20 protein-coding genes and 1 pseudogene are annotated in these 22037 nt (G+C 54.9%); 12 read left to right on the forward strand and 9 right to left on the reverse strand.

Annotated features, from left to right (window positions below):
* Positions 1 to 183: 183 nt before the first annotated feature.
* A complete protein-coding gene (locus tag ASF69_RS22460; RefSeq protein ID WP_062590787.1) occupies positions 184 to 1080 on the reverse strand; it encodes a LysR family transcriptional regulator in 897 nt (298 codons plus the stop codon).
* Between the two features lie 104 nt (positions 1081 to 1184).
* On the opposite strand from ASF69_RS22460, the gene ASF69_RS22465 reads away from it, so the two are divergent.
* The 7 genes from ASF69_RS22465 (at position 1185) to ASF69_RS22495 (ending at position 9096) form a co-directional block, all read left to right on the forward strand.
* On the forward strand, positions 1185 to 2267 hold the full coding sequence (locus ASF69_RS22465; RefSeq protein ID WP_062590789.1) for a 4-oxalomesaconate tautomerase: 1083 nt from the start codon (positions 1185 to 1187) through the stop codon (positions 2265 to 2267).
* A 48-nt stretch (positions 2268 to 2315) separates the two neighbouring features.
* The gene (locus ASF69_RS22470) at positions 2316 to 3317 is read left to right on the forward strand and encodes an ABC transporter substrate-binding protein (protein ID WP_062590791.1); all 1002 of its coding nucleotides are present in this window, start codon (positions 2316 to 2318) and stop codon (positions 3315 to 3317) included.
* Between the two features lie 64 nt (positions 3318 to 3381).
* Positions 3382 to 4149 (forward strand): ABC transporter ATP-binding protein, encoded by a 768-nt coding sequence (locus ASF69_RS22475; RefSeq protein ID WP_062590881.1) that lies wholly within the window; start codon positions 3382 to 3384, stop codon positions 4147 to 4149.
* Complete coding sequence (locus ASF69_RS22480; protein WP_062590792.1) at positions 4136 to 4912, forward strand: ABC transporter permease; 777 nt, start codon at positions 4136 to 4138, stop codon at positions 4910 to 4912. The genes ASF69_RS22475 and ASF69_RS22480 overlap by 14 nt, the downstream gene beginning before the upstream one ends.
* Positions 4913 to 5158: 246 nt before the next feature.
* Entirely contained in the window at positions 5159 to 6808 is a 1650-nt protein-coding gene (locus ASF69_RS22485) for a tannase/feruloyl esterase family alpha/beta hydrolase (protein ID WP_062590883.1), read from the forward strand.
* A gap of 31 nt (positions 6809 to 6839) precedes the next feature.
* Positions 6840 to 7967 (forward strand): serine hydrolase, encoded by a 1128-nt coding sequence (locus ASF69_RS22490; protein WP_062590794.1) that lies wholly within the window; start codon positions 6840 to 6842, stop codon positions 7965 to 7967.
* 193 nt (positions 7968 to 8160) lie between these two features.
* Positions 8161 to 9096 carry a LysR family transcriptional regulator gene (locus ASF69_RS22495; protein ID WP_082469847.1) on the forward strand — a complete coding sequence of 312 codons (936 nt, stop codon included), beginning with the start codon at positions 8161 to 8163 and terminating at the stop codon, positions 9094 to 9096.
* A gap of 42 nt (positions 9097 to 9138) precedes the next feature.
* Here ASF69_RS22495 and ASF69_RS22500 read toward each other — a convergent pair whose 3' ends face one another.
* The 6 genes from ASF69_RS22500 to ASF69_RS22525 form a co-directional block, all read right to left on the reverse strand.
* A complete protein-coding gene (locus ASF69_RS22500; protein WP_062590799.1) occupies positions 9139 to 10218 on the reverse strand; it encodes a serine hydrolase in 1080 nt (359 codons plus the stop codon).
* A gap of 41 nt (positions 10219 to 10259) precedes the next feature.
* Positions 10260 to 11249: an ABC transporter ATP-binding protein gene (locus ASF69_RS22505; RefSeq protein ID WP_082469840.1), complete on the reverse strand. Its 990-nt coding sequence runs from the start codon at positions 11247 to 11249 to the stop codon at positions 10260 to 10262.
* Positions 11246 to 12220 (reverse strand): ABC transporter ATP-binding protein, encoded by a 975-nt coding sequence (locus ASF69_RS22510; protein ID WP_062590802.1) that lies wholly within the window; start codon positions 12218 to 12220, stop codon positions 11246 to 11248. The genes ASF69_RS22505 and ASF69_RS22510 overlap by 4 nt, the downstream gene beginning before the upstream one ends.
* Positions 12217 to 13104: an ABC transporter permease gene (locus ASF69_RS22515; protein ID WP_062590885.1), complete on the reverse strand. Its 888-nt coding sequence runs from the start codon at positions 13102 to 13104 to the stop codon at positions 12217 to 12219. Before ASF69_RS22515 ends, ASF69_RS22510 begins: the two co-directional genes overlap by 4 nt.
* Before the next feature lie 13 nt (positions 13105 to 13117).
* Positions 13118 to 14089 (reverse strand): ABC transporter permease, encoded by a 972-nt coding sequence (locus tag ASF69_RS22520; protein WP_062590804.1) that lies wholly within the window; start codon positions 14087 to 14089, stop codon positions 13118 to 13120.
* Positions 14090 to 14246: 157 nt separating this feature from the next.
* Positions 14247 to 15803 carry an ABC transporter substrate-binding protein gene (locus ASF69_RS22525; RefSeq protein ID WP_062590806.1) on the reverse strand — a complete coding sequence of 519 codons (1557 nt, stop codon included), beginning with the start codon at positions 15801 to 15803 and terminating at the stop codon, positions 14247 to 14249.
* A 447-nt stretch (positions 15804 to 16250) separates the two neighbouring features.
* On the opposite strand from ASF69_RS22525, the pseudogene ASF69_RS22530 reads away from it, so the two are divergent.
* A pseudogene (locus tag ASF69_RS22530) lies at positions 16251 to 16547 on the forward strand (ABC transporter ATP-binding protein); the annotation flags it as partial.
* A 59-nt stretch (positions 16548 to 16606) separates the two neighbouring features.
* Complete coding sequence (locus ASF69_RS22535; protein ID WP_244475566.1) at positions 16607 to 17077, forward strand: DMT family transporter; 471 nt, start codon at positions 16607 to 16609, stop codon at positions 17075 to 17077.
* On the opposite strand, the gene ASF69_RS22540 is transcribed toward ASF69_RS22535, so the two are convergent.
* Positions 17074 to 17679 (reverse strand): TetR/AcrR family transcriptional regulator, encoded by a 606-nt coding sequence (locus tag ASF69_RS22540; RefSeq protein WP_082469841.1) that lies wholly within the window; start codon positions 17677 to 17679, stop codon positions 17074 to 17076. The two genes, ASF69_RS22535 and ASF69_RS22540, sit on opposite strands and share 4 nt — an antisense overlap.
* Before the next feature lie 54 nt (positions 17680 to 17733).
* Here ASF69_RS22540 and ASF69_RS22545 point away from each other — a divergent pair, with 54 nt between their 5' ends.
* The 3 genes from ASF69_RS22545 to ASF69_RS22555 are packed head-to-tail and all read left to right on the forward strand — an operon-like array spanning position 17734 to position 20863.
* Positions 17734 to 18816 carry a hypothetical protein gene (locus ASF69_RS22545; RefSeq protein ID WP_062590808.1) on the forward strand — a complete coding sequence of 361 codons (1083 nt, stop codon included), beginning with the start codon at positions 17734 to 17736 and terminating at the stop codon, positions 18814 to 18816.
* Positions 18800 to 19810 carry an alpha/beta hydrolase gene (locus ASF69_RS22550; protein WP_062590810.1) on the forward strand — a complete coding sequence of 337 codons (1011 nt, stop codon included), beginning with the start codon at positions 18800 to 18802 and terminating at the stop codon, positions 19808 to 19810. The genes ASF69_RS22545 and ASF69_RS22550 overlap by 17 nt, the downstream gene beginning before the upstream one ends.
* Positions 19811 to 19831: 21 nt before the next feature.
* Complete coding sequence (locus ASF69_RS22555) at positions 19832 to 20863, forward strand: ankyrin repeat domain-containing protein (RefSeq protein WP_062590813.1); 1032 nt, start codon at positions 19832 to 19834, stop codon at positions 20861 to 20863.
* 188 nt (positions 20864 to 21051) lie between these two features.
* Here ASF69_RS22555 and ASF69_RS22560 read toward each other — a convergent pair whose 3' ends face one another.
* Positions 21052 to 21993 carry an NmrA family NAD(P)-binding protein gene (locus ASF69_RS22560; protein ID WP_062590815.1) on the reverse strand — a complete coding sequence of 314 codons (942 nt, stop codon included), beginning with the start codon at positions 21991 to 21993 and terminating at the stop codon, positions 21052 to 21054.
* Positions 21994 to 22037: the final 44 nt, after the last annotated feature.

The following is a 22037-nucleotide window of genomic DNA, read 5'->3' on the forward strand; positions in this document are numbered from 1 at the left end:
CTATGTCCAGCAGAGAGATGACGCCGCGATGAACGGGGCGGCTGTCGGACATCGGCTGCTCAGACCACAGAAGACGATGCCAGATCCAGAGACAGAGCTGTAGGCTGACAAAATAAACAGGCGTTTCGTGTCAGCGTCATATATGCTCTTGAAAGGGGTCAGCATACGAAGTTTAAACTTACGCTAAGGCGTTTTCCAGGTTTTCAACAGCATCGCAACGAATTTTTCAGCCGCCGGGGATAGAACGCTGCTTCTTCTTTGGACAATTCCTATGGTTCTCGAGACAACCGGCTCAACGATCGGGCGTGATACCAGAAAAGGGTGATCCTCTTGCGGAGTTGCCAATCGGGGCAATACTGATATTCCTAGTCCCGCCTCTACAAGTCCAAGGGATGTATTGAGATGGGTTACTTCATAGGACCAATTCAGCTTTAGATTGTGTCTCGCGAGAGCGCCATCGAGAAGCGTCCTGTTCCCGCTAGATCGATCTACGACCACAAGCGGGTATTCCTCCAACTGGTTCCACTGGATCGTTTCGAATTGGGCGAGCGGATGATCTTTCCTCATGGCGAGAACGAATGGGTCATCGATGAGTGGCTCGAAGGAAAGATCTGGGTCTGAGTTCCCCATGAGGTTAATGCCAAACTCCACCTCACCCCGTGCCACTGCTTGAAGACCTTCGTTCGCGGTAAGGTCACGAATTCGAAGGCGAATGTGAGGATATTGTTCGCTGAAAATCCTTATGACGATTGGAAGAAAATAGAAAGCTGCCGTTGGGACACAGGCCATGGTGATCAGCCCGCGCCTTTGCGTGCCATCCTTCATAGCAAACAACGAGCCATCGAACTCTTCGAGCATTCGCCGGACGAGCGGCATGACTTCCTGACCCATAGCTGTCGGAGCGACATGACGCGTGGTCCGCTCCAGCAAGGGTGCCCCGATGGACTGTTCAAGTTTTTGGATGCGCCGGGTTAGTGCGGGCTGTGAAATGTGTAGAGCATCAGCGGCTCTGTGGAAACTTTCCAACTCAACCACCGCTTGAAAAGCACGTAAATCAAGAATTTCACAATTGATGCTCATATCGCAATAAACCTCCAAAACATTGCATTTAACAAATAACGCTGTCTTGCCCATATTGCAACAACTCGATGGATTGATCCATCAAATGCAAGATTGGGGCGAATATGAACGACCTTCAAAAGATACCTTGTGTGCTAATGCGCGGCGGAACATCGCGCGGACCGTTTTTTTTGGCATCGGATCTTCCGCGTGACCAAGCTGAGAAAGATGCCGCCCTTTTATCGATTATGGGTTCCGGACATCCCCTTCAAATTGATGGCATAGGCGGCGGAAATCCGGTCACCTCGAAGGTCGCGATCATTGGCCCCTCCAAGGTGAAGGGAGCCGACATCGACTACCTTTTTGCCCAAGTCCGCACAGACCGGCAATATGTCGACTACTCACCTAACTGCGGCAACATGCTTGCTGCCGTAGGACCCTTTGCAATCGAAGCCGGGCTCGTTCAGGGACAGGGAAACGATACCCTAGTCCGTATCCACAATGTGAACACGGGGAAATTGATTGAAGCCAAGGTTCCGACACATGGAAATGATGTCATCTATCTCGGTGATGCGTCGATCGATGGCGTCCCTGGTTTGGCTGCTCCGATTGCGCTGACGTTCATGGATGCTTCCGGCGCCAAAACCGGCAAGTTGTTGCCCACCGGTAAGCCTGTCGACATCATTGATGGCGTTGCCGTGACGGCAATAGACTGCGCGATGCCCATGGTGCTCATGCGCGCTGCAGATCTGGGCTTGACGGGCTATGAAGATCCTGAAGCGCTGACCGCAAACCATGAGTTAATCGAACGCTTGACCCGCATACGCGTCAAGGCAGGTGAACTCATGGGCATGGGTGATGTGACCGACATGGTCATCCCCAAGCCGGTTCTGATATCCCCCGCCCGCAAAGGCGGAACTCTGTCGGTGCGGTACTTCATGCCCAACGAATGCCACCCGGCATTGGCGACCACCGGCGCTGTTGGCATCGCCACGGCAGCGGTGACGGATGGAACCGTCGTATTCGAAGACACGGGCAAACGCGCTGTACCGACCCAGGTCCAGATCGAGCATCCGGCAGGCCGTCTCGATGTTCAACTGGAGATGAGAAATGGTGCGATAACGGCCGGTCTCGTGAGGACCGCCCGCCGACTTTTCGAAGGATACGTTTTCGCAAAACCCACGACGTCGATTGAAAACGCAGCTTAGAAGACGCCACATTGGCAAAACAATGAAGATAACCGGGAGGAGACCCATATGCGTAAATACTTACTAGCAGCGACAGCGCTTTGTGCACTTGCAGCATCCGCGAATGCCGAGTCCGTCAGAATGAGTGTCGGATCGTATAACCTGAACAACCTGCCCTTCCCAGTGGCTGCAAGCCTCGGTTACTACAAGGACGAAGGTCTGGACGTAACGACCGAGAACTTTGCCCAGGGCGGCTCCAAGGTGCTTCAGGCACTTGTTGCCGGTTCAACGGATGTCGCCGTCGGCTTCTACGACCACACAATCCAGATGCAGTCGCAGAACAAGCACGTCGTCGGCTTCGTGATGCTGGCGCGCAACTCCGGACTGGTTCTTGCTGGAACCAACGATACGGACTTCGACCCAGCAAAGCCTGAGACGATCAAGGGTAAGAAAGTCGGCATCACCTCACCCGGCTCGTCGTCGGACTTTTTTATTCGCTATTATCTGAAACAACACAATCTGAGTGAAGAAGACATTTCCATCATTGGCGTTGGGTCGGGTGCTGCAGCCGTAGCCGCTTTGCAGCAGGGGAAAATCGACCTTCTGGTCAACTATGATCCAGCGGCTACGATTGTCGTTGAGCGTGGATTGGGTAAGATTCTGATCGATGCGCGCAGCGACCAAGGTGCCAAGGACGTCTACGGCGGCATCTATCCAACGTCCGTTCTCTATGCCACGCAAGAGTACATCGACGCACATCCCGAGGTAATTCAGAAAGTGACCAACGCCACCGTCAAGGCTTTGCACTGGATGAAGGCGCATTCAGCCGAAGAGATTGTCGAGAAGCTCCCTGACGACTTCGTATCTGGCGACAAGCAAACTTACATCAAAGCTGTGGAAGCGGCAAAGGCGATCTTCTCCGAAAATGGCAAGTTTGTCCCAGGTGATCTGGAAACTCCATTGGCGGTTCTGAAGAGCTTCAACGAGGCGGTCGCGAAGGCCACAATCGATCTCAACACCACCTATACCAACAAGTTCGTCGAGGCCACGGCTTCGAAGCCTGCACAGTGAGGGCTTGCCTATGTCTTCGACAATCAGAAAGTTAACGCCCGTGGCAGATGTTCAAGCCAAGCCGATGGTAACAATTGATGACGTCACGATGGCGTTTGGTTCTTTTGTTGCCGTTCAGGACGTCAATCTTAACGTCGGCGATGGAGAGTTTCTCTCCATTGTCGGGCCGACCGGCTGCGGCAAATCGACGATCCTCAACGCTATAGCCGGTTTGTTGAAGCCAGCGAAAGGCGCCGTTGCTATTGACGGCGTTGCTGTCAACGGCGTTCAGAACAACATCGGCTACCTGTTCCAGCAGGACGCTCTTCTTCCGTGGAAAACTGCGTATCAAAATGTCGAGTTAGGCCTCATGTTCAGGGGCGTGCCAGAGGCAGAGCGACGCGGCAAGGTGCTGACGTGGCTTGAAAAAGTTGGCCTGAAAGGTTTCGAGGCACGCTTCCCTCACCAGCTATCAGGTGGTCAGCGCAAGCGTGTGCAGATGGCGCAGGCGCTTATCACTGAGCCCAAGGTCATCTTAATGGACGAGCCGTTCTCGGCGCTCGACATCCACACCAGACACCTCATGCAAAACGAACTTTTGAGGCTTTGGCAGGAAGACCGCAGAGCAGTCGTCATGATCACGCATGATCTCGAAGAGGCCATTGCTCTGGGCGATCGTGTCGTCGTGCTCGCAGCCGGTCCGAAAAGCCGTGTTATCGAGAGCTTCCCCGTCGATCTGGAGCGTCCGCGCAACGTGGCGGAAATCAAACTCGACCCAAAATTCATGACTCTGTACCGCGATATTTGGGCATCCTTGCGCGGCGAAGTGGAGAAAAGCTATGCACGCCATTAATATCCGCCTCATTCAGATAGCACTTCTCGTTGTCATCCTTGGTGGTTGGCAACTCGGCGTTTCCACGGGCGTGATCGATCGCTTTTTCTTCCCCGCCCCATTCGACATCGTCAAACAAGTCGTCACATGGATAGCTGACGCTGGTTTCTACAAGCACGTCGGCATTACGTTGAGCGAGACGGTTCTCGGCTATCTCATTGGCACAGGCCTCGGCGTCGCGGCAGGCGTATGGCTTGGACTAAGCCCATTCGTCGCACGCGTGCTGGATCCCTTCATTAAAGCGGTCAATGCGATTCCACGCGTTGTTCTTGCTCCGATTTTCGTTCTCTGGTTGGGATTGGGCCTCTGGTCGAAGGTGGCTCTCGCCGTTACGCTCGTATTCTTCGTCACCTTCTTCAATGCCATGCAGGGTGTAAAGGAAGTGAACCCCGTCGTTCTATCAAACGCTCGTATTCTGGGCGCGAAACGTTCCGACCTTCTGCGCCACGTCTACTTCCCTGCTGCCGCAAGCTGGATCTTGTCCTCGCTTCGCACATCGGTTGGTTTTGCCGTCGTCGGCGCGATCATAGGTGAATATCTCGGCGCTTCCGCTGGCCTCGGCTACCTGATCGCTCGCTCTGAAGGCAACTTCGATGCGGTGGGCGTATTTGCAGGTATCATTATCCTGGCAATGTTTGTCCTCGTCATCGATCTCGTGCTCGATTTTGTCGAGAAGAAATTGATCACCTGGCGACCCAATGCGGGGGAAGAGCGGCCTGCATAAGTAAGCGATATTGGCATTTCAAAGGGGCGGTCGATTGATCGCCCCTTTTCATATCGGCGTCCTTGTTACACCTCGAGAACGATATTCAACACCTCGCCGCATTTATTAGAACCGCAACAGCGGTCATGCGTCGATCGCAATAATCGGTCTATTATTTGCATTTCACATAATGGCGTTTCTTCCGCTACTGTCCTCAAAGAGGATATTCCGCTGGCCTTGGAATGGCTGAGCGGTTGGGAGGAAAACATGACATTTCTGCATAAGGCAGCATCACTTGGCGTGATGTCGATCTCGCTCGCCTATACTTGCTGTTCACCTGCGAGAGCGGTCGAGCAAGAAGCGTCTGCATGGTGTTCCGCGTTGGAGAAAGTAGATATTTCGGCATCCAAAATCACACTCCCGACTGCGGGCGCGGAAGTGATGTCTACCATTCTGATCAAAGCTTCAGATGAATCCAATCAAAACGGTGAATATTGCAAGATCATTGGAAAGACAAATCCGGTCGATCCAAAAGCACCTGCTATCGTCTGGCAGGTCAATCTCCCAACCGCTTGGAATGGCAAGCTGCTGCAATATGGGGGCGGCGGATATAATGGCAGCGTGCCGCCAACCACGGACAAGACAACACTTGGCCTCGACGTTGCGCCCACTCCGCTGGCGCAAGGATACGTCACATTCGGAAGCGATTCAGGACATCAGGCACCCAATGCGGATGATGCTTCATTTGCCAAAAATGACGAAGCCATGTTGAATTACGGCTATATGCACATCAAAAAGACGCTCGATGTCGCCAAAGTTCTCGTCCAAAAAAGATACAATAAACCGATATCCAGAGTATATTTCCAAGGCGGCTCTACAGGTGGTCGCGAAGGGTTGACGGCAGCATCCCGCTGGCCGGATGCCTACGATGGTATTCTCACAAATTATCCCACCGCCAACTTTGTCGGTCTCAGACTATGGGGCGCAGGACTTGCGCGTGCGGTCTATGATGATAGTTCAGCCGGATGGATCCCACCAAAGCTGGTAGAGGCGATTTCAAAAGAGGCCTTAAAGTCTTGTGATGGGCTGGATGGTGTCGAAGACGGCTTGATCAGCAACATGCAAGCATGCCGCGCTCAGTCTAAAGCCTTAGTCGAGCGCCTCTCTTGCCAAGGTGACACAGTTGGAAAGCCCGAAGACTGCCTCACGAAAGCGCAGATCGACCGTACGCTGAATATCTATCACGAAGGCTACTCGCTGCCCTACAAGCTGGCTGATGGCATCGATACCTATTCCGGCTATAACAGCTTGGAAGGCATTATGATGCAACTGGGGTCGGAGCCTCAAATCCGTAATCCTCCGGTGTCCGGTCCGAATGCCCATCATTCCAGCCGCTCCTTCGAATTTCTGCAAAATTTCGTTTCGCGTGACCAGCCACTCCATCTCTTATCTTTCGATATTCGCGAGCCGGGTAAGCTCCAGGAAAGGATCGTCGAACTTTCGGACATTATCGGCGCAACACGTACCGACTGGTCTGCTTTCAGCGCCCGCGGTGGCAAAATCATCTGGCTTCAGGGCGATGACGATCCGAGCGTAAGTCCCCTCGGCAATGCCAAACTATTCGAGTCGATCGTCGCAAAAATGGGCAAGGAAAAAGTAAGCGAATTCCTGCGCTTCTACCTTGTTCCCGGTCTTGCCCATGGAGGCGGTCGCTTCTCACCAACCTGGGACAATCTGACGGCTTTGGATAACTGGGTGGAAAATGACGTTCCGCCTGTGCGTCCACTCGTTCTGGACGCCACCAAATCCTCCACAAAGGGACGCACCCGTCCGCTTTGCGAATATCCGTCTTGGCCGAAATATAAGGGCGAAGGTGACGTTGCGATGGCCTCCAGCTTTACTTGCGCAACCAACTGACAATCAATTAATACCCTGCGGGAGGATATCAATGGCTTTTGGTCCCAAACTATCGAGACGCTCTGTTCTTGCAGCATCGGCAGTCTCTACTTTCACCGCTGTCGGCCTGATCAAACAGACAGCATCAGCAGCAGATCCAATCTCATGTGCTGGTCCTGCATCGGACAAACCATGGAAGACCGTCAAGGACGTTGAATCGGCTGGTTGGTCGCGAGAGAAACTTGCGCAGATGGAAGCGGAACTCTACCCGCTACCCACCACATCGATGATGGTCTTGCAGGGCGGTGAGATCGTCTATCGTTACGGGAATATTTCCGATGTCAGCTACCTTGCATCAGCCAGAAAAAGCGTCTTGTCGATGCTGTTCGGACGTTATGTGGCCGAGGGCAAGATCGACCTGAACATGACGATAGGAGATGTCGGTATCGAGGAGGATGACGGTCTTCTGCCTTTGGAAAAAACCGCAAGAGTCAAGGATCTGCTGACATCGAGTTCCGGCGTCTATCATGCGGCGGGTAGTCCCGGTGGTAACGAGAACACGCCGGAACGAGGCAAGACCGAACCTGGCTCCGTCTTTCTATACAACAATTGGGATTTCAATGTTCTCGGTGCCGTTTTCGAAAAACGGACCAGCAAAACAGTTTTCCAGGCGCTAAAGGAAGATATCGCCGAACCGCTGGGCTTTGAGGATTTCGAAATAGATAGACAGCGAATGATGGGCTATGAAAACCAGTCTCGTTACCTCGCCTACCACTTGTTCCTCTCCGCTCGCGACATGGCGCGCCTGGGGCAACTAATGCTCCAAGGCGGAAAGTGGGGCGGTAAGACGATCGTGCCGGAGACTTGGATCACCGAGAGCACCAAAATGCGGTTTACGCCGGAACAGACCAAGAGCAAGGAAGGCCTTGGATACGGTTATCTCTGGTGGATACCAACATCCAGCGATCCTGCATTCAAAGGCTCCTACCTGATGAATGGCAATTTTGGGCAGTTCGTTCTGTGCCTTCCTGCCATCGATACGGTCATCGTCCACCGCCGCGCCGTCACGGACGAATTTGCAGTCGCGCGAAATCTGGGTAAGACCACCTACGAGCCGACGAAGGTCACAGCTGGCGATTTTCTTAAAATCGCCGAAACTGTCGTCGCTGCCAGAACATAGCATAAGCTGCGGCCTCCGGACTTTGTTGGATTCGCTCACGAGTTACGCGTGCGCATTCCGGGTGCCTGTTTCGTCTCCCTGCCGCAGCAAGTTCCGCTTAAGTATTGTGCTTGCAGGCGAGTTCCTATCTTTTCGGAGTGACGTCCGTGCCATTATGATCACGGTAGGCTTCAAGGAAGTAGGCAGGGTTCGCATGCAGCGGTTTCAATTGGGGTCGATAGATCTCAACCTTCTAAAGGTTATCTATGCCTTGGTCGTGAAGGGCAATATGACAGCCGCCGGCCAATATATCGGTCTCTCCCAGCCAGCAATGAGCCATGCGCTGAAACGCGTCCGCGCCATAACCGGCGACGATCTTTTCAAGAAAACGTCGGGTGGCTTCGTGATGACCCGTTATTGTACGGAGATATTTCCGGCGGTCCGGCGCATAATCGAAGACACGGAAGCGGTTATGTTATCGAAACAGAGCTTTGATCCCACAACGTCCCATCATGCATTCAGGATCGGGATGAACGATTACTTCTCCGTGGTTCTAATGCCGCGTCTCGTGGAGCGCGTTCGCTCTGCGGCAGAACATTGCGTTTTGGAAGTCATTCACATGCCACGCACAGGGGTCGCCAACAATCGCAGTTTCCTGCCCGTCGTTCAGGAACAGCTTGATGAGGGCACGATTGATGTCGCCGTCATGACGGCAGACAATTTTCCGGCTCGCTATCGCTGCACGTCACTGTTTACCGAGCGAAGAGTGTGCATCATGTCCGCGCAGAACCCGGCGGCAAGGAAACCGCTGACACTGGATGCATTGCTGTCTCTCGGCCATGTAAAAGTCACGTCTGCGCCGAGCCGTCGCGGCTGGATCGATGAGCGTCTGGATGCGATGGGTCTCGAGCGCCGGGTCGTGGCTGTGGTCCCACATTTCTCCGCTGCGGTCGCTATCGTCTCACGCAGCGATCTCGTCGCCATCATGCCGGAAAGCGTTGCAAAACTTTTCGAGCGCTCACACGAGCTATTGTTGCTGGAATCGCCTTTTGCGGAGGAAAAACAATCTACCAGCATGATCTGGCTTGCCGAAAAGGAGCGTGATCCGGCAAGCTTCTGGTTGCGAGAGCAGATTTCGGCCTGTTTTTAGAGACGATCTCTCATAACAGGCATGGCTGCCTAAACGGTTGGGTTATCGGGCCCTAAGTTTCGCCGCGATAAATTGATCGGCGACGCAAAGGAAATTTTCCATAGTGACCGACGACAATTCTTCCTTGAAGCTTCCATCGTTGCGCGCGATTGCAAGATCGTCAGGAATGGAGCGCCGGTTCACAAACACCATATCCAGCGCAGGCAGGCACAGAATAAACTGCCCGAAATGCCCCGCCGCGACACAAGCGCCTTCCCATTCAGGCGTGTCCTTGGTAACGACTGGTATCCACCACAGGTAACTGTAGCCGGCAATCCGGGATTTTTCACTCTCGTTCATCTTGCCTGCAGGGACATGGATGCGCGTGCTTTCCGCTACCCAACTGGCCGGTACGATTTGCTCGTCACGCCAACGCCCGTTCCGCACCATCGTCAGACCAACCCTTGCCATGTCCCTTGCCGACAGGAAGAAGTGATAGGCGAGATAGCGGGAGGCCCCTTCATAACCCATCATACGCTGGCGCGAGGGATCGAAATCCTGCATGCCCATCGGACCAGCGAAATCTTCCTTGAACGCCGTGAATACGCTGCGACCGGTCAACTGCTCGAAAGCCGCACCCAGGACGTTGAAGTCCCAGTTATTATAATGAAAATGGTCACCGGGCTTTTTCGAGCCACGCTCGGGAATGTTCTTCATATTGCTGCCGGGGCTGCCTGGCCGGTGATAGACACCTGAACTGCTGATCAAAAGATCGCGAAGCGTCGCCGTCTTTTCGATCGGGAGGAGGCCGTGGTCCTCATCGATATTCAGATCCGCCATGGTCAGATCGAGATCGATTTTCCCTTCAGCGACAGCGCTGCCGAAGAGCATGGAGAGAATGCTTTTTCTGGTCGAAGCGAGATAGCTGACTTCGGAGACATCGCCATAGGAGTAAAGGGTCCGCCCACCAGCGACCACCATGAAAGAGGTGGTGGGCAGGGCATCGAGCATGGCGCCGACATTTTCTCGAACGTCGGTGGAGAGACCGTGCTCTTCAGGAGAGCCGACCATCGCCCACTCCTTGGCGGGAAACTCGTTGCTGACAGGTTGAGGCTGGCGTTCCAGAGGTGCTGAAACAGACATGTTGCATCCTTTTAACGTTCAGGTTTATCGATTGTGGGAGGTCAATCGTTCAGATGGCAGGCACTTTTGTGCCCTGAGCCGATGGCCCGAAGCTCCGGTCTTTCGACACGACAACGCTCCATCGCAGAAGGACAGCGAGGATGGAAATGACATCCCGGTGGCGGCGACAGGGGGCTTGGGATTTCTCCTTCGATCGCTGAAAAGCGCCGCTGGACGGGATCGAGGCTCGGTCGCTCCTGAAGAAGCGCGCGCGTGTAAGGGTGGTTTGGGTGCGAAAAGACTTCGCCGACGGGCGCTTCCTCCACCACACGTCCCAGATACATGACCACGACGCGGTCGGATATGTGTTCGACCACCGAGAGATCGTGACTGATGAAAAGGTAGGTGAGATTCAGTTGCTCTCTCAGATCAAGAAAAAGATTGAGGATCTGCGCTTGTATGGAGACATCAAGCGCTGCAACGGATTCGTCGCAGATCAACATATCGGGCTGGACCGCAAGTGCGCGCGCTATACCGATGCGTTGACGCTGCCCTCCGCTGAACTGATGCGGAAAACGGTTGACCATTGATGGATCGAGCCCCGAGCGCTCCATCTGCTGGCTGACATAGTCATCCAGTTCACGGGCCGTGGTCATTCCATGATGAAGGGGAGCTGCCCCGATAATCTCGCGAACACGCTGGCGCGGGTTAAGCGACGACGACGGATCCTGAAAGATCATCTGGACTCTTAGACGCGCCTGCTCCGCTTCGTTGCCCGGCAACTCTGCCAGTTGCTTTCCGCGAAACAGGACGGAGCCTTCGGAAGCCTGCAAAAGACCGGCCACCACGCGGCCCAGGGTCGATTTTCCACAGCCCGATTCTCCTACGATACCAACGACCTCACGTTCGGCCACGGTAAAGCTGACGTCATCGAGAGCGCGGACGACGGGATTTGGGGCCTTGAGTCCCATCATTTCGGCACCGCGTTCTAAGATACCGGATTTGCGGCTGAATCTCTTGCTGACATTGTGAACTTCTAATCGATTGCTCACGATGGCGCTCCTTCCATCACGGGGTAAAAACAGCGGAGCAGACGCTGCCCGACTGGCTCAAGTGCTGGATGCATAAGACAAATCTCCGTCGCCGACGAACAGCGCGGATGGAATGCACATCCCTTGGGCATATTGGCGACAGACGGGGTCGTACCGGATATCTGCTTCAATCTCAGGCCACGCTGGTTATGCGCAGGCAGGCTTGCAATCAGGCCGTTGGTGTAAGGATGCAAAGGCCGTCTGAGCAACTCAGGTGTAGAGCCCTGCTCTACGACCCGTCCGGCATACATAACCGACAGTCTTTCGGCCAACCCGGCAACGACTGAGAGGTCATGCGTGACCCAGATCAGCGCAGTGCCTTTCTCGCGTGCAAGTTTCTGAACGATCGAAAGTATTTGCGCCTGAATCGTGACGTCGAGTGCAGTCGTCGGCTCGTCTGCAATGATGAGGTCGGGTGACATGAGAAGCGCGATAGCGATTGCCACTCTCTGCCTCATGCCGCCGGAGAACTGGTGTGGATAAGCACTCAGGCGTTCTTCGGGGCTCGGAATGCCGACCATGCCCAAAGCATCGCGAGCCCGCTCCCATGCTGCCTTCTTGCTGACGGACTCGTGGGCGTGCACGACCTCCATCATCTGCGTATCCACCCGCAAAACCGGGTTAAGCGTCGACATCGGATCCTGGAAGATCATAGCAATACGATTGCCGCGAATGGATCGAAGCTCTTTTTGCGAGGACTTACGCAGGTCTTGCCCTTTGAACAGAATTTGTCCGGCGGTCACCTCTACGGGCTTGTCAAGCAGCCCCATGATAGAAAGCCCCGTCACGGATTTACCGGATCCGGACTCCCCGACTAGACCCATGACTTCGCCAGCGGCAAGGCTCAGATTGATGTCCTCGATGAGAGTGAGGTTGCCGTGTTCGGTGACGACCTCGGTTTTCAAGCCTTTGATTTCAAGCATAGGACTCATCTCCGTGATGCTTTCGGGTCAAACAATTGGCGCAGGCGATCGCCAACAAGGTTTATGGCAAAGATCGTAACCAAGAGCGCGATGCCGGGAAACAACGCGATCCAGTAGGTACCCGACAGCATGAACTCGTATCCGCTGGCGATCAGAAGCCCCAACGACGGCTCGGTTACAGGGACCCCCAGGCCAAGGAAGCTCAGCGTTGCCTCAAGCGTAATGGCGCGTGCGACTTGCATCGTCAGCAGCACGACAAGCGGCGATAGACAGTTCGGCAGCAACTGGTGAAACAGGATGTTGCGATGCGGCAGGCGAAGCGACCGTGCGGCCTCGACATATTCCCGACGAAGTTCGGTCAAGGCAGCACCACGGGCCGTGCGGGCGTACGTCGCCCATTCCACCAGAACGATGGCAAACACCACATTGCCAACGCTTTTGCCAAGAAGCGCGAGGATCAGCAGCGCTGAAAGGATCGTCGGAAAGGAAAGTTGGAGATCGACAAGCCGCATCATTGCGTTTTCGATCCGTCCACCTACATAGGCAGCCGTCAGGCCAAATGCTGTACCAATGATAAAAGCGAGGGCGGCCGAACCTAGTCCCACGATCAGGCTTATTCGCAAGCCATAGAGAATGGCCGATAGCATGTCCCGGCCCTGATCGTCTGAGCCGAACAGGAACGTGAAGCCTGTCGCGGATTCCGAACCCGGCGCCATTCGCCCATCCATGATGTCCAGCTGCATCAGGTCGTAAGGATTCTGCGGGGAAAGATATGGCGCAAACACGGCCATAAGAACGATCAGAGTGATCAGCACTAGACCGATGACGGCAAGGGGCGAGCGTGAAAACTGCCGTGCAAACTGCAGGCCCGTCCGAATTTTCGAGGATTTCATGACCGCTTGCACGTCATTCTCCCTGCAGCCGGATGCGTGGATCGAGCAGCCTGTAAATGATATCCACGACGAGGTTGATGATGACGAACATGATCACCACCAGCATGAGGTAGGCCACGATGACGGGACGATCGAGCGCAGCAATGCTGTCGATGATGATCTTGCCGACGCCTGGCCAGGCGAAAATGGTTTCGGTAACCACAGAAAATGCAATCGTCTGACCAATATCTAGACCCACCACGGTGACGACGGGGATCATCACATTTTTCAGCACATGGACACCAAGGATACGCCGTGGCGACAGGCCTTTCGCTCGGGCAAATCGTACATATTCGCTGGACATGGCCTCACGCACACCCGCTTCGGTCAAACGCGTCACCATCGAGATGTTGAAGAGAGAGAGGCTGACCGCCGGCAAAAGCATGTGACGAAGCCCATCGACGGTCACGAAAGACCATGGTATCCCAAACAGGATTTCCGTTGCTCCTCGCCCCGAACTTGGAAGCCAGCCAAGCTGAACGCTAAAGATCATGATGAGCAGGATCGCGATCCAGAAAATCGGCAGACTGAAGCCGAAGATGGAGCCAATCATGACCACCCGAGCGAAAACACTGTCCGGCTGCCATCCTGCGGCCAATCCGAGCGGCACACCAACGATTAATGAGAGTAAAACCGCCGCGAATGCCAGTTCCAGCGTTGCCGGCAACCGGGACATGATCAGTTCAACCGCCGGCTCTTTATAGACGTAACTGACACCAAGATTACCCTGTAAAAGCCCCTTGAGGAACAGAAAGAACTGCTCATAAAGGGGTCTATCGAGACCGAGATCCGCTATCAATCTGAGGCGGTCCTCATGGGTTGCCTCAGGAGGCAGCAGCGTTTCGATCGGACTGCCGATCAAGTGAAGTCCGATGAAGACGATCAGGGCCATTGCCAGAGCAACGAGAACCGCTTGCGACAGACGCTGGATAATCCATAGGGGCATGATACCCTCGTGTTATTGCTGATGAAGAGCTGGTCACGCCGGTTACGAGCGTAATCCTAGGAAGCGCATTGTAACCAGCGCCTCGGTGAGATGCGTCGCCGACCAGCTTAAGAAGAGAGCGGCTGTGGCCGATGCCCCCCTGCTGCTCGGCCCTACACTATTCCGAGATATCCTTGGCAAGGGTACGCTCGTCGATGCGCGGCGCATAAGAAAGACCTTTGCGCATGACCCAGGCATTGCTCTGCTGATAAAGAGGAATGATCGCTCCATCATTCACTGCGACCTTCACCGCCTCGACGAGGGCTGCATCACGCGCCTTGTCATCATAGATCGTCATTGCCTTGGAAACGAGGTCATCAAGCGCCGGATTGGAATAACCACTGTCATTGGCAGCACCCAGTCCGCGCTTGGGATCGACAGTTCCCAGTACGTTGACCAGCATGGAGCTGGCATCATAGGTGGCATTGCCAAGGCCCAGCAGCTTCATGGCGAATTCCGACTTGCGTGACGAAAACGTCGTCCAGGGAAGAGCTTCAACATTCGTCTTCACGCCAATTCTTGTCCACATCTGCGCAACAGCCTGCACCACGGCGGGGGCATTTGGATAACGGTCGTTTGGCACGTGAACCGTCAGTTGAAACCCTTCTGGATATCCGGCCTCCGCCAGCAACTTCTTTGCACCCGCAGCATCTGGCTTCGGTACTTCAATATCGGACGCATAGGAGAAAGCGCCCTTTGGAAGCCATTGGCCAGACGCCGTTGCTGTAGCTTCCATGATCTTGTCGACAATGCCCTCACGATTGATTGCCTCGGAGAGCGCGTTGCGGACGCGTGGATCAGCAAGAGGATTTGTCTCTAACGCTTCTCCCTTGGGTCCCTTGACGTTCGCTTTCCACGCGTCGCCGGAGGTCGACGGCGCAAGATAGATAACCCGCAGGCCCGGGGTACTGACGAAGGAAAGGCTGGCTGTGGTTTGAAAGCGCTTGATATCTGTCGCTGCCGGCGCGTCGATAACATCGACGTCACCTGCCAGAGCCGCTGTGGTCCGGGCGCTCGCGCTCGAAATCATGCGGTAGGTCGCGTGATCCCAGGCAACCTTTTTTCCCCACCAATCGACATTGCGCTCCAGCGCGACCTCAATACCCTGTTTGAACGCCGCAAACCGAAAAGCGCCAGTGCCGATCGCCGCCTTGCCGGAATTATAGTCGGCGGTGTCAGCACCCTCGCCCGCATGGCGCGACACGATTGCGATGTTTGCAAGCTCGCCCGGAAGCGTCGGTGCGGGCGCCTTGGTATTTATAATGACGGCGGTGTCGCCGTCTGCTTCGACGCTCGCAATATTACGCATGAAACCGCCGAAACCGCCCGGACTGTTCGCCACGTTTCCGGCGCGCCCCAGCGTGAAAACCACATCATCTGATGTGAAGGGTTTGCCATCGTGCCACTTCACACCCTCGCGAAGCGTAAAGCGCCATTTGGTCTCAGAGACAGATTCCCATTTCGTCGCAAGACCCTCGACCAGCTGTCCGTCGGCAGTGCGCTCAGTCAGCCTGTCGAAAATCTGCATCGCAATCGAGTTGTTGGGCGAAGCGTTGTAAAAATGCGGATCGATTGACGTGACAGTGCCGCTAAGGCCAATCGTGAGATCCTTCGCAAGGACCGGGTAAGCGACGGCGCTGGCAATGGCAGCTAGAACAATTACTTGTTTTATCATTTGTTCAGTTCCCTTTTTTTTGACGAAACGTCGTCATGTTTGTTTTTTGATTATCGACGGCCAGTAAAATTTAACAAATGAATGTTTTTTGTAATCTTCATTCTCGGAATGAATAATGCTGCGTAATATCGGGTCGTCGATACTTACCCAGGTTGCCGATTCTTACCCAGGTTGCCGCCGTCCGGACAGACGTGGTGGTCAGAGAGAGCGGGATCTCTAGCGTGAGCCTCTTATCTCGGGGGACGATCTCAGCAAACCGAGATTTTTGATCGAGGTGCTATCAGACCGGCACTACGGCATCCTGACCTAGAAAAATGATTTCCAGGCTCTCAAAGGGATCGGAATAGACGGCGCGGTCCAGTGCACGTTTGGTTCCCATTGCTCAGCACATTTACAACTTTGACGGGCGTGTGAAAAAGTCAAGAACACCGCTAAACATGATAGTAGTCGCCTAAGGAACTGATCCTCGACGAGCCGACAAACCATCTCGACATCCACCACCAGATCAACTTGATGCGATTGGTCTCAACCTTGCCAATCACAAGCATCATCGCTCTGCATGACCTCAATCACGCAGCAATGTTCTGCGACGAACTGATTGTCATGGAGTCTGGAAGAATTATTGCCTCAGGCTCGCTGGAAACCGTGATAACACAGTCCTTGCTGCGGGAGGTGTTTTCGGTCGATGCGAGGGTTGAGAACTCGGCCTACCATTCCAAGCCACATATACACTTTTTGAAATAATGCGCCTGCCTGACCGGACTACCGCCAGTTTGTGGGACATCGTGGCCCCAGAGAAAGCAATGATCGAAAATCCAAGAACTGGAATATTGCTGCGGATCCTCTCCAGAATTCTGTTCGCAGGAATGTCAATTTGCATCAAGTCGGTTGCAGCCGAAATAGCGGTCGGCCAGATCGTCTTTTTTCGCTCGGCCTTCGCGCTTATTCCACTGGTGATCTTCCTGTGGATGCGAGCGGAGTTTCCATGCGGACTGGCAACACGCAGGCCCCTCGGGCACCGGCTGCGGTCAAGCTTGGGCGCCGCTGCAATGTTCGCGTCATTCGCTTCTATTGCCCGGCTTCCACTAGCCGAGGCGACGCTGCTGACATATCTGTCGCCGACGTTCACGAGCACAGCGGGCTTCCTCCTTCTGTCGGAAAAGGCAACGATCTGGCGGGCGGCCGGCGTTGTGTTGGGGCTTGCGGGCTCCACCCTCAACCCTGGTATCCCCCAAGCCAATGGGAGCCGCACCTCCGCCTACCCGTTCCACTAAACCACCGCTCCAATTAGATTCGAAAACACCTCCTCTGCCTCAGAAGCAGAGCAATTCCCGCGCGTAATGGCGCTTGTCAACGCGTCTCCTGCCGAAACCAATGCCGCGCTGGCGAGAGCGAGCGATTCCAACCGAAAGCTCGAGTGAGGCCGTAGAACTTCCACAAACATTTCGATCACGGCGTCGACTAGCTCTTGGTAGACGCCAGCTTTCTCCTCGCTTCCTGCAAGCGCTGCACCGACAGCATGAAATTCGTCACCTTGGTCGGTTCCGCAGGCCAGATAGGTTTTGGCCAATGCCGCGATAGTCTCTCTCGTCGATCGTTTTTCTTGAGCCATAAGCGTGCGAAACGCGGCGATGCGTTCGGTGTCTATCCAACGATAGAGGTCAATCAAAAGACCGGTTCTGGTCTCGAAGTGCTCGTAGGTCACAGGCTTGGAAACGCCCGCACGCACTGCCAGATGGCCGAGTGTCAGTCGATCAGCACCTTCCTCTCGCACGATCAAGCGCGCAGTCTCGAGGAGTTGCCGCCGCCGCTCGAGCTTTGAAAGACGGCCTACAATCCTGTTGTCGACAGCGACTTTTGGTTTTTCCACTTGCATACCTACTTTTAGTAACCTACCATATGTAGGAACCAGTAAAACATAGGTATCGCAATGTTACAAGCTTCTGGAAGTCTCCACGATCCAATACTCATTATCGGCGGGGCCGGTGAGGTCGGGCGCTGGGCTACACGCTTCTTGCGTGAGCAACATTCTGACGTACCAATCCTCATTGGCGGTCGCGACGAACAACGCGCGATACGAGCAACCGCAACTATCGACGGTGCCTCTGCGGTGGTCGTGGACCTCACTGCGTCCGACCTGGGCTTAGGCGAGCGGCGTGTCTCGGCAGTCGCAACGCTTTTTACCGATGAGACTGGGGCAGCTCTCCGCTGGGCACAGCGAGTGGGCGTAGGGCATGTCAACATCTCACCAAGCATCAGCGAACTCGGCCTGGAAACCGCGACATTCATGCAAAAACCTGCCGCCGCGCCCGTCGTTCTGGGTACAGAGTGGCTGGTTGGTGCGACAAGCGTACCGTCGCTCTTGTTCGCCCAAGAATTTGGCCTTCTGGAAAATATTCACATCGAGGCGGTGCTCGACGAACAGGATGCATTCGGCCCCGCAGCAAATGCAGACCTTGAGCGCCAGATGTATGCGGGTGCTGCTGCACTTATGAGAAGGGCTGGCGCATGGCGGTGGTGCCGTGGTGACGAAACGAGGTCCACGGTTCGCGCAATCGACGGTACCGAGTTGGACGCGAACGTGTTTTCGCCGAACGATGTCTTGTTGCTGGGAAACGCAACCGGCGCACCTGAAGTTCGGTTCGACTTGGCCATTGGAATGAGCTCCAGCCGCCGAAATGGCGGACCGGTATCAACTGAAATCATAATAAACCTTTCGGGCCTGGATCACGCCGGACAGCCGCTTCGGAAACGTCACGCGATCGTTCACCCCGGTGGGCAGATGCCGCTCACGGGATTGGGTGTCGCGCTCGTTCTCGAACGCCTGGCTGGTCTCGCAGGCGATACGCCCCGACCGGGCCTCTACTTCCCAGCCCAGCTTATCGACCACGCCACATACTTCAAGCGGCTTCGCGCCTCAGGTGGAGAAGTCATTGAATTGAAGCCGATCCAACACGCGCTGCAAGGCTCGGATCAAGCATTAATTGGAGCAGAAAATGAACCACACTCGTAAAGTATCAGCCGCCGCGGATCATCCCGTACACGATTCGAAAATCGAGGCCAACGGTGCCTCTTTCCATGTGGTTGAACAAGGCCGCGGTCCAGTCGTGCTCTTCTTGCACGGATTTCCGGATACGGTGGAAACGTGGCGTAGCCAGATGCAGGTCGTCGCAGAAAACGGATACCGCGCGATCGCGCTCGACATGAGGGGTTTTGGCGACAGCTATTCCCCGGACGATCCCACACTTTACAGTGGGGCCCTAATTGTTGGCGACCTGATTGGCATTCTTGATGCGTTGCAGGTACCGACCGCAACGATCGTATCGCATGATTGGGGAGCGGATCACGGCCAACGGGCAATGGTCATGCGACCAGATCGTTTCGACGGGATCATAACGCTCAGTATTCCATTCCTGCCGCGTGGCGAGTTGAGTACCTGGGACAGGTTACGCAGTCGCGGCCTCGGCAATCTTTATTATGCTTTCGACATGATGAAGCCGGAGACGGATGACCGGATCCGTGATGCGAGCAAGACTATTCCCAGTGCACTTTACTGGCTCTCGGGCGAGCCCGGTGAAGGAACAGGCTGGGATCCCATTGACGCAAAGCGGAATATGTTTCGACCTGCCCCTGAAGCGCTGCCTAGCTGGGCCGATCCAGCCTATGTGAAGCACAACATCGAAACGTTTCAGCGAACGGGATTCCGAGGCGGTCTGAACCATTACCGTGGCGTGCAGGCGACGTTTGAGCATCTCGCCGCCTACAAAGATGTGCTTATCAAACAGAAATCGCTTTATATTTGGGGCGATGCAGATGGGTTGTGCCGATTGTTCCACCCGGTCCCACCGACGGTGGAAGAGATGCGCGAGACAGCGCCAGGGCTCGTCGATATCGTGCGCCTGGAAGGTGTAGGTCACTGGCCTCATCATGAGGCCCGCGAACGCGTGAATGCGGAAATCATCAAATTCCTGAACGGCCTGAATGCCACCGTTTCAGCAACTGCCTAATCGATCGAGGAACATACGATAATGACACTTTCTCACGCACTTCGTACAGGCGATCTTGCTTCGGTCAAAGGCGCTATTGACGCCGGGGCCGATGTCAATGCTCGAGGCCCCGATGGTCTCACGCCGTTGATGATCGCGTCTGCGCTTGGGCAAGCACAAGCTGTTGCTTTGCTCCTCACTGCCGGGGCGGACGTGCTGGCGGCGGAACCTCGAATGGGCGCAACGGCAATCCACAAGGCAGCACAGTCCGGCAGCGCCGATGTGATAGGGATGCTCTTGGACCATGGAGCCTTCATCGATCAACAATCGCCTGTTCTCGGCAATACCGCCTTGATGGATGCCGTGCTTCACAAGCACGAAGCTGTTGTGCGAGTTTTGCTGTCGCGGCGAACGCGGACCACCATACGGAATTACTGGCAACAGACCGCGCTCGACATCGCCAAGTATGACGACCTGAAAGCAATCGCAGCGCTGATTGAGGAACGAGATGAGGCAGATGTAAAGCACATCGCCGACTTGTCGATCGTCTCATCAGTCAAAGCCGGAAATATTAAAGAGGTGAAGCGGCTGATCGCAGATGGCGCGGATTTCGAGGTTCGGGTGCCGATAACCGGGACGTTCGATGACGACTACACGCCTCTCGGTCTCGCAGTTCGCGAAGGTCATGCCGAAATAGTGCGCCTATTGCTGGATGCTGGGGCAGATCCTCGCCGCACCATCGGTCTCATGCGTGGTTCGCCACTTCACGATGCTGCCTATTTTGGAAAGGCCGATCACATCGATATTCTGACCTCACCAACAAAGCAAGGATACACACAGGTTGAGCTTGATGCGCAGGGTCCTTACAACGGCATGACCGCGTTGCACGATGCTGTGTGGCATGGATACGTAGATGCTGTTGCGTCCCTGGTCCGCGCCGGTGCTCGCCGTGATTTAAAAACTCACTCGGGGATGACACCACTGAGCCTCGCCACGCTCTACGGCTATGACCAGATCGGTGAAATCCTCAGCAGTGACAGTCAGCAGTCAGGGTCCCAACCAGAAATCATCTGACGTAACTCATTGATCTTATACGGGAGCTGTAATCGAAGATGAATACTGATCCGTGGTGCCGTGGTGCTATCTCGGTTTGATGGTGTTGCTGCGCATGCCGTTCGGAGGCTACCGCAAGTGACAATTTGCCGTAGCCTCCATCAAGGACTCGAGATTGCTGGGGGCAAAAAATCTAGCCTGACAACCAGCTAGTCCCTGGCGGCCCACTTGGAAAACGTCTCGCGTTCGTCTCTCGTTCTGACCGCCTCCAAGTAACGCGGTTTCCAAACATCGCTAATGAACGCTTGCATCGTCGTGGGCAAGTTGGGACGATCTTCGTGCTTCCCATTAAACCTGACGATGCCATCGTTTAAAGCGTCGGCACTTAGGGTGTCGTCCTGCCACTTCTCCGGCGTTCCGAACCGCGCCAGGAATTCGGCTTTTACATCTTCGCGAGACGTCTCGATGTATCGGTACTCCACCGGCCTGCCGATTGTATTGCCGATCATCACGGCAAGCTCGTTCATCGAAACATCTTCAGAGCCCACTTCGAGATAGACGCGGTGTCTACCCGCTGGATTGGTGAGTTCCTTCGCCGCCAGCCATGCGATGTCATCTGTCGCCACCCAGGGCATCTTTAAATCGGGTTTGCAGAACCAGGCGATTCGACCATATTTGGCAACCGGCCCCATCCACGCAGCCACGTCTTCCATAAACCACGCGGCGCGCAGGTGGACCAAATCGATATTGCCGAGTTCGTTGAGCTTTTCGTCCAGATCGTGAAAGCACTCGAAATGACCCGTTTTTCCCTTCACGTCCGAACCCATGGCCGTCAGGCTTACCGCCCGTTTTACAGAGGAATTTTCGAGCGCGTCGACAAAGCGCTGGGCAACAGCAGGGTAGTGTCCCTCGATGTTGTTCCAATCGGTCTTCACCATCAGGAATGCGGCGTCTGCACCCTGGAAAAATTGGTCAAGGTCTCCCGCACCTGTGTCGAAGCTTCCGATAAATGGCTCTGCTCCGAGCTCGACCAGTTCGTCGAGCGGTTGGCCACCTCGCGACAACGCCCTGACCTGATGCCCGGCCTTCAGTAAGTTCCGGGTAAGTTTAGCGCCAACCCGTCCCGTGGCACCGACGACAGAAATTCGCATGACAGTCTCCTTTTGGTTGTTGATCGCCGATTAGTAGACTACTG

The sequence above is a fragment of the Rhizobium sp. Leaf311 genome, assembly GCF_001423445.1.
Classification (GTDB): Bacteria; Pseudomonadota; Alphaproteobacteria; order Rhizobiales; family Rhizobiaceae; genus Agrobacterium.